We start from the raw sequence: 12856 nt of genomic DNA on the forward strand, positions 1-12856 counted from the left end.
GCGTTAGGAGTGCTGTTAGCGGATAACTCAGGTTTAGCCCGTGCTGAGTTAAGAGTTAGGAGTTTTGTTTATCCCTTGTCCCCTTGTCCCCTTGCTTCCCCTCTATACTTGGCCGTTTGAATCCGTGCCGAAGCCTTGATTTATACTTTAGTCAAACTAACCGATAGAATCAAATGCTTTTATTTGTCAGAATGATAAATGAAAGTGATTAAAATTTTGACACCAAGTCTTAGGGATACGATAAATGGCAGGAATGACGCTTGAGCAGCTAAAAATATTTCTGGCTGTGGCGCAGAACTTACACTTTACTCGCGCAGCAGAGGAGCTTTATATTACACAACCTGCTGTCAGTGCAGCAATCCACAACTTAGAGCAAGAATACGGAGTGAAACTATTTCATCGGATTGGTCGCCATATCGAGATTGCTGAGGCGGGTAAATTACTGCAAGTGGAAGCGCAGAAAATTCTCGATCAAGTTTCCTTGACTGAAAGGGGATTGCGAGAATTGAACAATCTGCAACGAGGTGAATTGAAATTAGGGTCGAGTCTGACCATTGGCAACTACTGGCTACCAAGCAAGATTAGTGAGTTTAAGAGCCAATATCCTGGTATCCAGATTGACTGTACCCTTGCCAATGCAGAAACGATTTGTGTCGGTACAGCGATGGGACAGTTTGATTTAGGTTTGGTGGAAGGAGATGTGAAGCCAGCACTTCAGAGTACTCTGGAATACGAAATAGTGGCGAGCGATCGCTTGCAAATCGTGGTCGGTCAAAAACACCCTTGGTTTGAGTGGGGAGAAGTTGATTTAAGTCAACTAACCCAAACTCCTTGGGTGATGCGGGTGCGCGAATCTGGAACCCAACAAAGGTTTGAGGAAGCGTTGCAAAATTGGGGGATCAATCTCAGCGAACTGAATGTAATTTTAGTGTTTACCAGTGGTGAGATGGCAAAAGCCGCGATTGAAAATGGTGTAGGCGCAACTGGAATTTCTGAGTTGATGGTAAAAAAAGAAATCCAGCTAGGAACTCTGCGGGCAATTCGAGTTATTGATAATAGAGAAGGCAACGGTGCGATGACTACGGCAGACTACGCCTACGCAGAAATAGTTCGACCTTTTTTCAAAATCAAGCATCGTCAGCGTTTTCAAACTGCTCTTTCCAAAGTCTTTGAACAAATGTTGATATCGTCTATGCTGGATGGTTCACATCAACATGTATCAGTTATTTAAAGGAAATTGGGGATTGGGCATAAGAGGCAGAGGTGCAGAGAGGCAGAGGGGCAGAGGGGAAAAACTTACTGCAACTGCTTCCCTGTTCCCTACATCTTCCGCATATTTCTACTGATAGGGTCAAAACCTCTAGAAAACCGTGTACTTTCATCATAGTAAGCGCCAGTTAGATTAGCTCCATACAACTTGGCATAGTTGAGTTTTGCTCCCCGAAGATTTGCTTCATTCAGATTGGCACCACTCAAATTAGCTCTGGTCAAATTCGCTTTGGCTAAATTAGTTCTACTCAAATCTGCTCCCCAAAGTTTAGCTTTAGCTAAGTTAGCTCCACTCAAGTCAGATCCCCATAAATTAATTCCCGGCAAATCGGCTCCAATCAGCTTATCCCGACTCAAGTTGACGGCTGGAAAATATCTTTCTCCTGCGGCAAAACGCCTTTTTAATTCTTCAGCATTCATGCGTCGCGTTCACCTTTTTTAGCAATACAGAAGTTATTTGTTCCCATTCCTGGCTTAGTTCTCCTGAAAATACTGGCTGACCACTGCGTTGATACCAGAAATGCGCATTGTTCAAATCGCCTTCTTTGCGGTGCAGATAAGCATGAACCCAGGCACTGTCAGCATCGCTGGCATTTGCAACTATTTCATGAGCTTTGTTCCAATCACCTTTATTGTCATACCACATTGCTTGCAGCCCTTTTGGTATTGTCTGAGGACATGGGCGCTGCTTTTCGATCAATCGCAGGAATTCTTCTGTATTCACAATCGCCACCTAACAAGAATCAAACTCCTATCTCTAAGATACTCCTCAGCTTCAGGGTCGGATAAAAGACTTAATACCCGTCCATTTGCCAATACATCGGGGGGAGGGTGTAAATCTAGGGTTTAGGTGTGATGTGCGTACACCGTAGCCCACTTTATAAGAGGGATTTAGAGTGAGGGCTTTTGATAAACATAATTTTGAGCCACTTTCCAATAGCGCGAGAACCGTTTCAAGTCAATATAGCCGTCATAGTCAAAAAATGGTTTTACCTCTAATACTTCCACTGCTATAGAACGCTCCATTTGATTACAGATATCATCAAACCTGGGACTAGGACTATTGGCTGTGACAACTAAATTGGCATCATGTTCTTGAGCAAAAGCTAAAATTTCTTGTGCCACATCGCCACGGCGAATAACAACAGGTAACTCTAGCAAACATTCGTAGATAAAAGTCAGACGTTTAAGACTCAATTGCCATTCCTCTATCAAAGCCTCATCCCAAACCCAGATAGCTGGGGCATCAGGGTATTTCTGCAATGCGGGATTATTTGGACTGAGGCAATCTCCATGTACCCAAACAATTGGTTTATTCATTTTTTACCTTTTTTTCCACGCTGCCAACTTTGGCTATTGGCTTGTTTGCTAAATTCACCTTTGGGAAAAAGTCGCTGTTCTAATTCTTCATAACTACCTTCAAAATCACAATGACCGTAAAGAGGACATTTCTGGCAATAAATGCCTTTGGTGTAGCGTTCTAAGTTTTCACGGTTGAAAAAATATGGTTTCTGACTAAAAGTGCTAGCAACCCACTGCCATGACATATTATTACTAGCAGGATCTCCATCTAAAAGATGCTCAAGAAACCATTTGGCTCCAGCTTGCCAACGAATACGCCGCCAATGGATAGTATAAGCAGCTAGCCACATTCGTGCATGGTTATGTAGATAACCAGTTTCTCTCAAATCACGACTGAAACTGTCAATGCAAACTCTGCCTGTAGTTCCTTCTCTGATATCTTGCGACAATTCGGGTGCATATTCGTCCACAGTATAACCAGTTTTGTAATCTTCCTGGTCTTGCCAGATTTCATCCCCCAACTTCATATACAACCGTTGCCAATAGTCGCGCCAGCCTAACTCGTTAATTAGTTTCGTAGCATCCTCTTGTTGCTGTACCTGGTTGAGGACATAATCTCGAATTTCTCGCAAACTCAAAACGCCATAGCGGATGTAAGGCGAAAGACGCGTGACTGCACCTGCGAAAAAATTACGTGTTTGGGCATAGCGAAGGGGATCGATTTTTTGCAGCGCTGTTTGTGCCGCTTTGCGTCCCCCCAGAGTTTCGCTGATGTGGTTATCGCGTTCTGCTGCACCTGGGAATTGTTCGCGCAGGTAGGCTACCAACTCATCGCGGTTGGTAAATTCGCGTTGCATATCTTTAGGCATGTGAACTTTGAAGAGTAAGAATAGATAAACAAAAATACCTGTAGGTTAAGTCATTATTATGACGCAATAAAGTTCAGAATGAGCAACAAAACCCTCATGTAGAGACGCGATTTATCGCGTTTTGAAAGACCAATTATCTATACCAATAACCCTTAACTGAAAGGTATTGTATTATGGCGTATCAATACAAGTGTACACGACAGGCATTTCTCTTAACTTAGTGATAGAACTTTTTTCATATTAAGTAAAGATGAATGAGTGCATAGGAAAACCTAATTACTCAGGCAGTTTATTTAACTCTTTGATTCCTCGTTCTTGCAATAGTTGAATTACTTCATTATCAACAAATGTCACAGCATCAAGACTAAAACTATAGATGCAGTAACATGTTTTACTGTCTTCACCTACAAATTCTTCGGATTTGATGACTCGAAGATCGTCGATTAATCGGTCTTTCCACTGTTGTAAAGTTTCAGTCATTGTGGGAAAAAGGTTCTTCTATCGATGTTTTTTGTCTAAGTCCCAATCAAAGAAAACATAGCTATATGTACAATTCTAAAGTATCGCAATCTCTCACACCTCCATCATGAGCAACATTCCCCAAATCGGACAACCAGCGCCAGATTTCTCCACACCTGACCAAAATGGTAATGCAGTCACTCTCGACGACCTCAGCAGTCAGTGGGTTGTCCTCTACTTCTACCCCAAAGATGACACACCTGGTTGTACCACCGAAGCGAAAGATTTCAGCGAGTTGTATCAAGACTTCAGCGCACTGGGAGCGAAAATCTTAGGTGTAAGCCCAGATTTGGGTAAATCCCATTGTAAATTTATCAGCAAACATAACTTGTCAATCGCCCTTTTAAGTGACCCAGAACATATTTTGACAGAAGCCTACGGTGCTTGGCGCTTAAAAAAATTTATGGGCAAAGAATATATGGGTGTTGTTCGCTCAACCTTTCTAATTTCACCTGATAAAATTATTGTCTATACTTGGCCTAATGTGAAAACCAAAGGTCACGCTCAAGCAGTTTTAACTAAATTACGGGAATTAGCAGCCACCTAACGCAACTGAATGCAGGTATGCAATGCTACGTAATACTGCTCTAGAAACTGCCAGCGTGATGATTAAAGTAAATAATTAGACTTTTTGCAATTTGAAATAAACATGGTTCAAGTCATCCAAGCCCAAAATGTCACTCTTGCCTACTTAAAGGAAAAATTTGCTCTATATAAATCTGAAGATGAGCAATTTTTTACAGAGTGGTTTGACTACAGACCTAAAATTTCCGAATTAGAAAAGCAATCTTTAGACAGAGTTAAAAATAACTATCTCAATGTGCTGGAAAATGCTCCTCTTTTAGAAGAAGCAGTAAAATTGGTAGTATTATCTCCGTTGCTAGATTTAGCTGGTTTTTATCGTCATCCTTTTTATATTGCGACAGAAGAAAGTGTAGAAATTAGCGAACAAGCTATTATTGATAATGAATTAAGCGCCGAAGAGACTAAAGAAGTTATTAAAGGTAAAATTGATGTCTTAGTTCTCCAAGATCGCCTATGGTTACTTATAATTGAATCTAAGAGGTCTAGTTTTTCCTTGGCAAAGGCGATTCCTCAAGCATTGACTTATATGCTGGCAAATCCTCACCCTGAAAATGCTGCATATTCCTTAGTAATGAATGGAGAAGATTTCCAATTTATGAAGTTGATAAAACAAGAACAACCAATGTATGCTTTATCTGATAGATTCACTTTATATAGACGCGAAAATGAATTATATAAAGTTCTGAACATATTAAAACAGATAGGTCAAGTTGTAAGTTAATTATCTTTGCTATTCCTATCTACGTTCAAACTAATAGTTGTATTGTATCTTTAAAATTAATTATGGTTCAATTTATCCAAGCACAAAATGTCGGGCTTGCCTATTTAGAAGAAAGATTTAGCCTACAGCTAGCCGAAGATGAGGCATTCTTCACAGAATGGTTTGAAAATTTACCAAAAATTACAGATTTAGAAAAGCAAGATTTAGACAAAATAAAACTTCATTTTCTCCGTTTAGTCAAGCGTCCTCCTTTGTCAGAAGAAACGGTTAAATTAGTAGTTTTATCTCCTTTACTCAATTTAGCTGGATTTTATGATGATCCTTTTTATATGAGAGGCGAGGAATCAATAGAAATTTCGGCAGAAGATGAAGGAGAAATCATTAGAGGTAGAATTGATGTTTTAGTTATTCAAGAACAATTCTGGTTGTTAGTAATTGAATCTAAAAGGTCTAGTTTTTCTCTTTTAGAAGCCGTACCTCAAGCACTTGTTTATATGTTGGCTAATCCTAATCATGACAAACCTACTTTTGGATTGGTAACAAATGGTAGTCATTTCATTTTTATAAAACTGACTCAACAGAATATACCAAAGTATGCATTGTCTGATGAATTTACGCTGTTGAGGAGAAAAAATGAACTGTATCAAGTTCTAAGCGTATTAAAAAATTTGAGTCAAAGTTTGAGTTAATAATTATGTCTATTCGTCCTATATACCTTGATTGTCACGCTACTACATCCGTAGACGAACGGGTATTAGCAGCAATGCTTCCCTACTTCACAGAAAAATTTGGCAACCCAGCAAGTATTAGTCATGTTTATGGTTGGGAAGCAGAAGCTGCTGTGAAGCAAACGCGAGAAATTTTAGCAGCAGCAATCAACGCCACACCAGAAGAAATTGTGTTTACAAGTGGTGCAACAGAAGCAAATAATTTAGCGATAAAAGGTGTTGCTGAAACTTATTTTAAAAAAGGTCAGCATATTATTACTGTTGCTACTGAACATAGTGCAGTAATTGACCCTTGTAATTATTTAAAAAGTCTCGGTTTTGAAATTACTATTCTCCCTGTCCAAAAAGATGGATTGATTGATTTAACTGAGTTAAAAAAAGCTTTCCGTCCTGAGACAATTTTAGTCTCGGTGATGGCTGCAAATAACGAAATTGGCGTGTTACAGCCTTTAGCAGAAATTGGCGAAATGTGCCATGAACACAACATCATTTTCCACACCGATGCCGCCCAAGCTATTGGTAAAATTCCCTTAGATGTGCAAGCGATGAAAATTGACTTGATGTCGCTAACAGCACATAAAGTATATGGGCCTAAAGGCATTGGAGCGCTATACGTCCGCAGACGCGATCGCAGAGTACAACTGGCTCCCCAGCAGCACGGCGGCGGACATGAGCGGGGAATGCGTTCTGGTACATTGTATACACCGCAAATTGTCGGCTTTGGCAAAGCTGTAGAAATTGCTTTGGCTGAACAAGCAACAGAAACCCAACGCCTCACCCAATTAAGACAAAGATTGTGGGAACAGCTTTCGCAAGTTGAAGGAATTCATCTCAATGGACATCCCGAACAGCGATTGGCGGGAAACTTGAGTATCAGTGTTGAGGGAGTGGATGGAGCCGCACTTTTGCTAGGATTGCAGCCAGTAATGGCCATATCTTCTGGTTCTGCTTGCTCGTCGGCACATACTGCACCTTCTCATGTTCTCACAGCATTGGGACACCCCCAACAGCTAGCTTATGCCTCGATAAGGTTTGGTATTGGTAGGTTTAATACAGAAGAGGAGATTGATATTGCAGCGAAACATGCGATCGCTACCATTCAAAGTTTACAAAATAAACGGTAAGAACCGAATGGCACTAAGATAAGCCTAAAGTCTTGTGTTGCCTCTGGTCAAGCCACTGGAGGCAGAGCCTCCGAGAATCGGTTCCCAGCCTCCAGGCTGGGAACCAGTTAGAACCTTTGAAAACCCTCCTCAATACCAGCGTTGCCCTGTAAGCCTCCTGTGTGTACCAGCAACAAGCGATCGCCTTTACAAAAAAATCTCTGCTGTAGTAAATCCATCACTCCGTAAAACATTTTGGCGGTATATACGTAATCGAGGGGTACGCCATGTTCCTCTGTGAACTGCTGACTGAATAGTAGTAACTCATTGTTCACCTTTGCATAGCCGCCAAAATGATAATCACATACCAATTCCCAGGAAGCGGGAGAATTATATGGTGTAGGTAAATCAGAGGCGAGGTAATTTGTCAATAAACTTTCAATTTCCTGTGTAAGAAAAGCCCCATTTTTCAAAACGGGAAAAGCGATCGCTTTTTGTTCTTCATGCAACGAAAGCGCAATACCTGCTAGTGTGGTGGCTGTACCACAGGCTACGCAGATACGATCGAATGCGATCGTCGCATCACCAACTATTTCTGTGCAGCCGCGCACACCATTTAAATTACTCCCGCCTTCGGGAATGATAAACACTTCGCCGAAACTTTGCCGCAGATATTCTTCTAACGCTGGTGTGTTGCGCTGTCGATACATTTCCCGATTCATATACACAAGCTGCATACCCTGTTGTACAGCAAAACTCAGCGTTGCGTTTAATGGTAGCCTCTCCTCTCCACGAATTACACCAATGGTGCGAAAACTGAAAAGATTACCAGCCGCCGCAGTTGCATAGATGTGATTGGAATAAGCACCACCAAAGGTTAGCAGTGTTGTGAAATTTTTCTCCTTGGCCTCTAAAAGATTGTATTTCAGCTTAAACCACTTATTGCCGTTAACCCACGGGTGCATGAGATCCAGGCGCAGCACATACAGTTCAACACCAGCGTGACGGGCGATTTCGCTATTGATTTGTTGTAGAGGAGTAGTAATAAAGGTTAACGACATCTGTCAAGATTTTAACTTAGAATTTGCATTTTCTCACGTTCATTATCGAATATAAAAGTAATGATAAACATTGAGTAATTCAATGGTAAGTCAAGCTAAATGATAAATAAATCTTTCTGATGATTAGCTTTAGAAATTGGCATTTTACTAATTGAGTGTTTCAGGTAAATATAAGAAACATAACACCCGCTCCAGATAATATTCTTTTGGAGAAAAGAAATGGTTGCACTCACACAGCTTACTCAAGTTATTTCCCATCCTGGACGTTTGACGATTGAAACTGTTGAAATTGCTCCTCAAACGACTGCTATACGTTGTCTCGATTGGGATAGAGAACGTTTTGATATCGAGTTTGGTTTAAGGAATGGTACAACCTATAATTCTTTCTTAATTCAAGGAGAAAAAATTGCCTTAGTTGACACATCTCACCGCAAGTTTGAGCAATTATATCTTGAGGTAGTGGCGGGATTAATCGATCCGGCTAAAATAGATTACTTGATTATTAGCCATACAGAACCAGACCACAGTGGCTTAGTGAAAGATATTTTAGAATTAGCTCCCTCCATTACTGTTGTTGGTGCAAAGGTAGCTATTCAATTTTTAGAAAATATGGTTCACCAGCCTTTTAAATCAATACAGGTTAAAAGTGGAGAGCGATTAGATTTAGGCAACGGACACGAATTAGAATTTATCTCTGCGCCTAATTTACACTGGCCTGACACAATCTTGACTTATGACCATAAAACTTCCACACTCTACACTTGCGATGTATTTGGGATGCACTACTGTGATGACCACACTTATGATGAAAATATTACTTTACTTGAGGAAGATTTTAAATATTACTATGATTGTCTCATGGGGCCTAATGCCCGGTCTGTCTTGGCAGCTTTAAAGCGGATTGAAAAGTTAGAAATAGCAACAGTTGCTACGGGACATGGCCCTTTATTACAAAACTATATCTCCGAATGGCTGGGACGATATCAAAACTGGAGTTCAGAACAAGCAAAAACAGAGACTTTAGTAGCTCTATTTTATGTTGAAGATTATGGGCATAGCGAACATTTAGTCCGTAACATTGCACATGGATGTGCAAAAACCGGCGTAGCAATAGAATTAGTAGACCTCAATAGTGCAGAGCCTCAAGAAGTTCGAGAATTAGTTGCACAAGCTTCTGGTTTAGTAATTGCAATGCCACCCCAATCTTCGGTGATGATTCAAGCTGCTTTAAGTACAATTTTGGCTGCTGTTCACAAGAAGCAAGCAATTGGTTTATTAGAGTCAGGAGGGGGAGAAGATGAACCAATTTACCCGTTACGCAATAAGTTTCAAGAACTAGGATTAACTGAAGCTTTTCCACCTATTTTAGTTAAGGAAATTCCTACCCAAGCAACGGAACAACTTTGTGATGAAGCGGGGACAGATATGGGTCAATGGTTGACCCGCGATCGCACCATAAAACAAATCAAATCTATCAATACTGAGCTAGAAAAAGCTTTAGGGCGTATTAGCACAGGATTGTACATTATCACCGCCAAAAAAGGAGAAATTCAGAGTGCGATGTTGGCTTCATGGGTGACACAAGCCAGTCTTGAGCCTTTAGGAGTAGCGATCGCAGTATCTAAAGATCGGGCAATTGAATCCTTGATGCACGTTGGCGATCGCTTTGTTTTAAATGTTTTAGAAGAAGGCAAATATCAAGGATTAATGAAACATTTCCTCAAGCGTTTTGCTCCTGGTGCAGATAGATTTGCTGGAGTGAAAACATATCCAGCTAAAAATGAATCGCCCGTTTTAGCTGAAGCTCTAGCTTATATGGAATGCGAAATTACTAGCCGCATGGATTGTGGAGATCATTGGGTAATTTATAGCACAGTTCAAACTGGAAGAGTTGCCAACCCACATGCACTTACTGCTGCCCATCACCGCAAAATTGGCAATCATTACTAAATTGTCATTTGTCATTTGTCATTGGGCATTGATCGATAATTAATAATTCTTCCTCTGCTCCCCTGCTACCTACAGACGCGATGAATCGCGTCTCTACAACTCCCAAAAAACTATGTATAAATCTGTTGAAAATACCCCGATTACCATGTACGAAATCAATCGTGGGCGCGTTGTCCGAAGCTTGGAATTTATCCAAGATGTAATTGTAATTTCTTTGTGTATCGGTTTATTTAGCTTCATGGTGCTTCAGGTGAGAGATATGTTTCTCTCCTTACTTCCTCCTTTAGATTTTCATGCTGTTACTGCCGATATTCTCTTTTTACTTATCTTAGTTGAGCTATTCCGATTGCTGATTATTTACCTACAAGAACATCGAGTATCTATTGGAGTAGCTGTTGAAGTTTCCATCGTTTCCGCCTTGCGGGAAGTCATTGTTAAAGGTGTTCTAGAAACAAGTTGGAGTCAAGTTTTAGCAACTTGTGCCTTTTTATTAGTCCTGGGAGCACTACTATTTCTCCGAGTTTGGCTACCCCCTACTTTTGAAGGTATTGACCCGGAACAAGAAGTCTCTAAACGCTATAGAAGCCGAGCAAAATCCGAATTAATACAAAACAATGGTCATTAAAAATAGAGAGTAGGTAGAGATGCGATTAATCGCGTCTGAATCTTCTGTTATGCCCAACGCCCAATTCCCCATTCCCCATTATTAACAGAGGTTATTATGTCTGCTGCCACATTAATGCCCAACCATAGCAGAGATGTACAAGTTGCTGAAATTGGTAAAAATACTCTGATTTTACGATCGCGGACTTGGGACAGATTAAAATTTGAGGTTGAATATTCCCGCCAACGGGGAACTACAGCGAATTCTTATCTGATTCAAGCTGATAAAAAGGCTTTAATTGACCCTCCCGGCGAATCTTTTACCGAAATTTACCTTGAGCAACTAGCACAACATCTAGATTTCATCTCCCTCGATTACATTGTTCTCAGCCATGTCAATCCGAACCGCAGAGCCACCTTGCAAGTATTACTCTCTCTGGTTCCTCAAGCGACTCTCATTTGTTCTCGTCCCGCCGCCAATGCTCTTAGAACTGCCTTTCCCGAATTTGAATCACCTATTCAAGCGATGCGATCGCAGGATACTCTAAATTTAGGACAAGGACATCTTCTATCATTTATCTCCGTACCGACTCCTCGGTGGGCGGATGGACTTTGTACCTATGATGCCGCGACAAAAATACTCTACACAGACAAACTTTTCGGCGCTCATATTTGCGAAGATACTTTGTTTGATGAAGATTGGAAGGGTTTAGATGCGGAACGTCGTTACTATTTTGAATGTCTTCATGCACCCCAAGCCAAACAAGTCGAAGTAGCCTTAGATAAAATATCGGTTTTGGGAGCCAGATGTTATGCCCCAGCACACGGGCCAGTTGTTCGTTACAGCCTGAGTCGTTTTACTTATGATTACCGTCAATGGTGTCAAGGACAAAAATCTCAAGAATTAAGTGTCGCTTTGCTCTATGCTTCTGCTTATGGAAATACAGCAATTATGGCGAATGCGATCGCTCAAGGTTTGATCCAAAATGGAGTTAATGTAGAATCAATCAACTGCGAACTAGCCGATTCTGCGGAGATTAACCGCATTGTAGAAAGTTGCGATGGCTTGATTATTGGCTCACCCACTTTAGGTGGTCATGCACCAACTCAAATTCAAACTGCTTTAGGAATAGTTCTCTCGGTGGCAGCCAAAACTAAGTTAGCAGGGGTGTTTGGTTCTTACGGTTGGAGTGGCGAGGCAGTTGATTTAATCGAAAGTAAGCTCAAAGATGCTAATTATCAACTAGGATTTGAAACAATTCGGGTGCGTTTCAGTCCGACTCCTGAGATTCTTCAGCAGTGTCAAGAAGCTGGTGCTTTTTTTGCCCAAAACTTGAAAAAAACTAAAAAACTGCGTTCTTCCCGCCATATTGTAACAGAAACCCATGTAGATCGTACCGAACAAGCGGTGGGGCGGATCGTTGGTTCTCTGTGTGTTGTGACAACTCGTGATGAAGAAACTCACAAAGGGGTTTTGACTTCTTGGGTATCTCAGGCAACTTTTAACCCGCCAGGAATTATGATTGCGATCGCTAACGAGCAAAATGCAGATTTAATGCATCATCCTGGTGATAAATTTGTGCTAAATATCCTTAAAGAAGGAAGAAATGTCCGCCGCTATTTTTCTCGTCACAGCACTTTAGGAGATAATCCCTTTGCAAATCTTGCCACAAACACTGCTCTGAATGGTTGTTTAATTCTGAATGAGGCATTAGCCTATTTAGAATGTACAGTGCAAAATCAGCTGGAATGTGGCGATCGATGGTTAATTTATGCCGTCATCGATCGCGGTGAAGTGTTAGAAAATGATGGTGTCACGGCTTTGGAGTATCGTAAATCTGGCAGCTATTATTAATCTGACTGTTCACTAGACTTCTTGCAGAAGTGGGGAAAAGGGGAAGGGTTAAAGGGTAAAGGTATGGAATTTTCCTAAATCCAGTAACCTTTAACATGCACCCCAACATCTTGGCATTTGTTATTTATCAACGTTTGTTTTATAACTATCGGGTAAGGTGGGGAAAGGTAGTACATAAGAACTAGCAAAGTGATGTGGAGCGATCGCTCTGGTAGGGGTCAGCAATCGGACATTAATGGTAAAGTCATTGTAAAAGGAGAATCAAGCCAAAAAAAGCGTGAAGCTAAAGCC

At 41.0% G+C, this 12856-nt stretch carries 14 protein-coding genes; 8 read left to right on the forward strand and 6 right to left on the reverse strand.

The window, feature by feature from the left end:
- Positions 1-244: 244 nt before the first annotated feature.
- Positions 245-1231: a LysR substrate-binding domain-containing protein gene (locus V7K45_RS10240; protein ID WP_335002961.1), complete on the forward strand. Its 987-nt coding sequence runs from the start codon at positions 245-247 to the stop codon at positions 1229-1231.
- An 89-nt stretch (positions 1232-1320) separates the two neighbouring features.
- Here the strand turns inward: V7K45_RS10240 and V7K45_RS10245 are convergent, their stop codons facing one another.
- From V7K45_RS10245 to V7K45_RS10265, 5 genes are all read right to left on the reverse strand, one after another.
- A complete protein-coding gene (locus tag V7K45_RS10245; protein WP_335002963.1) occupies positions 1321-1689 on the reverse strand; it encodes a pentapeptide repeat-containing protein in 369 nt (122 codons plus the stop codon).
- A complete protein-coding gene (locus tag V7K45_RS10250) occupies positions 1679-1993 on the reverse strand; it encodes a hypothetical protein (protein WP_335002965.1) in 315 nt (104 codons plus the stop codon). The genes V7K45_RS10245 and V7K45_RS10250 overlap by 11 nt, the downstream gene beginning before the upstream one ends.
- Before the next feature lie 167 nt (positions 1994-2160).
- Positions 2161-2589 (reverse strand): hypothetical protein, encoded by a 429-nt coding sequence (locus tag V7K45_RS10255; protein ID WP_335002967.1) that lies wholly within the window; start codon positions 2587-2589, stop codon positions 2161-2163.
- The gene (locus V7K45_RS10260) at positions 2586-3440 is read right to left on the reverse strand and encodes an FAD-binding domain-containing protein (protein ID WP_335002969.1); all 855 of its coding nucleotides are present in this window, start codon (positions 3438-3440) and stop codon (positions 2586-2588) included. Before V7K45_RS10260 ends, V7K45_RS10255 begins: the two co-directional genes overlap by 4 nt.
- Before the next feature lie 276 nt (positions 3441-3716).
- Complete coding sequence (locus V7K45_RS10265) at positions 3717-3920, reverse strand: hypothetical protein (protein ID WP_335002972.1); 204 nt, start codon at positions 3918-3920, stop codon at positions 3717-3719.
- Positions 3921-4026: 106 nt separating this feature from the next.
- Here V7K45_RS10265 and bcp point away from each other — a divergent pair, with 106 nt between their 5' ends.
- From bcp to V7K45_RS10285, 4 genes are all read left to right on the forward strand, one after another.
- Positions 4027-4506 carry a thioredoxin-dependent thiol peroxidase gene (gene bcp / locus V7K45_RS10270; RefSeq protein WP_335002974.1) on the forward strand — a complete coding sequence of 160 codons (480 nt, stop codon included), beginning with the start codon at positions 4027-4029 and terminating at the stop codon, positions 4504-4506.
- A 102-nt stretch (positions 4507-4608) separates the two neighbouring features.
- On the forward strand, positions 4609-5265 hold the full coding sequence (locus V7K45_RS10275) for a type I restriction endonuclease (protein WP_335002976.1): 657 nt from the start codon (positions 4609-4611) through the stop codon (positions 5263-5265).
- A 62-nt stretch (positions 5266-5327) separates the two neighbouring features.
- On the forward strand, positions 5328-5954 hold the full coding sequence (locus V7K45_RS10280; protein WP_335002978.1) for a restriction endonuclease subunit R: 627 nt from the start codon (positions 5328-5330) through the stop codon (positions 5952-5954).
- A gap of 5 nt (positions 5955-5959) precedes the next feature.
- Complete coding sequence (locus V7K45_RS10285) at positions 5960-7117, forward strand: cysteine desulfurase family protein (RefSeq protein ID WP_335002980.1); 1158 nt, start codon at positions 5960-5962, stop codon at positions 7115-7117.
- Between the two features lie 107 nt (positions 7118-7224).
- On the opposite strand, the gene V7K45_RS10290 is transcribed toward V7K45_RS10285, so the two are convergent.
- Positions 7225-8157, reverse strand: a complete 933-nt coding sequence (locus V7K45_RS10290) for a 1-aminocyclopropane-1-carboxylate deaminase/D-cysteine desulfhydrase (protein WP_335002982.1) — start codon at positions 8155-8157, stop codon at positions 7225-7227.
- 219 nt (positions 8158-8376) lie between these two features.
- Here V7K45_RS10290 and V7K45_RS10295 point away from each other — a divergent pair, with 219 nt between their 5' ends.
- The 3 genes from V7K45_RS10295 (at position 8377) to V7K45_RS10305 (ending at position 12565) form a co-directional block, all read left to right on the forward strand.
- Positions 8377-10107 carry a diflavin flavoprotein gene (locus V7K45_RS10295; RefSeq protein WP_335002984.1) on the forward strand — a complete coding sequence of 577 codons (1731 nt, stop codon included), beginning with the start codon at positions 8377-8379 and terminating at the stop codon, positions 10105-10107.
- Between the two features lie 112 nt (positions 10108-10219).
- A complete protein-coding gene (locus V7K45_RS10300) occupies positions 10220-10732 on the forward strand; it encodes a phosphate-starvation-inducible PsiE family protein (RefSeq protein ID WP_335002986.1) in 513 nt (170 codons plus the stop codon).
- A 96-nt stretch (positions 10733-10828) separates the two neighbouring features.
- On the forward strand, positions 10829-12565 hold the full coding sequence (locus tag V7K45_RS10305) for a diflavin flavoprotein (RefSeq protein ID WP_335002988.1): 1737 nt from the start codon (positions 10829-10831) through the stop codon (positions 12563-12565).
- The last annotated feature ends 291 nt before the right edge of the window (positions 12566-12856 follow it).

The organism is Nostoc sp., assembly GCF_036917375.1.
GTDB lineage: Bacteria > Cyanobacteriota > Cyanobacteriia > Cyanobacteriales > Nostocaceae > Nostoc.

Bases quoted from the DNA above. Each gene is read 5' to 3' on its own strand.
- V7K45_RS10240 (WP_335002961.1), top strand. From the start codon at position 245: ATGGCAGGAATGACGCTTGAGCAGCTAAAAATATTTCTGGCTGTGGCG.
- V7K45_RS10245 (WP_335002963.1), bottom strand. From the start codon at position 1,689: ATGAATGCTGAAGAATTAAAAAGGCGTTTTGCCGCAGGAGAAAGATAT.
- V7K45_RS10255 (WP_335002967.1), bottom strand. From the start codon at position 2,589: ATGAATAAACCAATTGTTTGGGTACATGGAGATTGCCTCAGTCCAAAT.
- V7K45_RS10260 (WP_335002969.1), bottom strand. From the start codon at position 3,440: ATGCCTAAAGATATGCAACGCGAATTTACCAACCGCGATGAGTTGGTA.
- V7K45_RS10265 (WP_335002972.1), bottom strand. From the start codon at position 3,920: ATGACTGAAACTTTACAACAGTGGAAAGACCGATTAATCGACGATCTT.
- bcp (WP_335002974.1), top strand. From the start codon at position 4,027: ATGAGCAACATTCCCCAAATCGGACAACCAGCGCCAGATTTCTCCACA.
- V7K45_RS10275 (WP_335002976.1), top strand. From the start codon at position 4,609: ATGGTTCAAGTCATCCAAGCCCAAAATGTCACTCTTGCCTACTTAAAG.
- V7K45_RS10280 (WP_335002978.1), top strand. From the start codon at position 5,328: ATGGTTCAATTTATCCAAGCACAAAATGTCGGGCTTGCCTATTTAGAA.
- V7K45_RS10285 (WP_335002980.1), top strand. From the start codon at position 5,960: ATGTCTATTCGTCCTATATACCTTGATTGTCACGCTACTACATCCGTA.
- V7K45_RS10290 (WP_335002982.1), bottom strand. From the start codon at position 8,157: ATGTCGTTAACCTTTATTACTACTCCTCTACAACAAATCAATAGCGAA.
- V7K45_RS10295 (WP_335002984.1), top strand. From the start codon at position 8,377: ATGGTTGCACTCACACAGCTTACTCAAGTTATTTCCCATCCTGGACGT.
- V7K45_RS10300 (WP_335002986.1), top strand. From the start codon at position 10,220: ATGTATAAATCTGTTGAAAATACCCCGATTACCATGTACGAAATCAAT.
- V7K45_RS10305 (WP_335002988.1), top strand. From the start codon at position 10,829: ATGTCTGCTGCCACATTAATGCCCAACCATAGCAGAGATGTACAAGTT.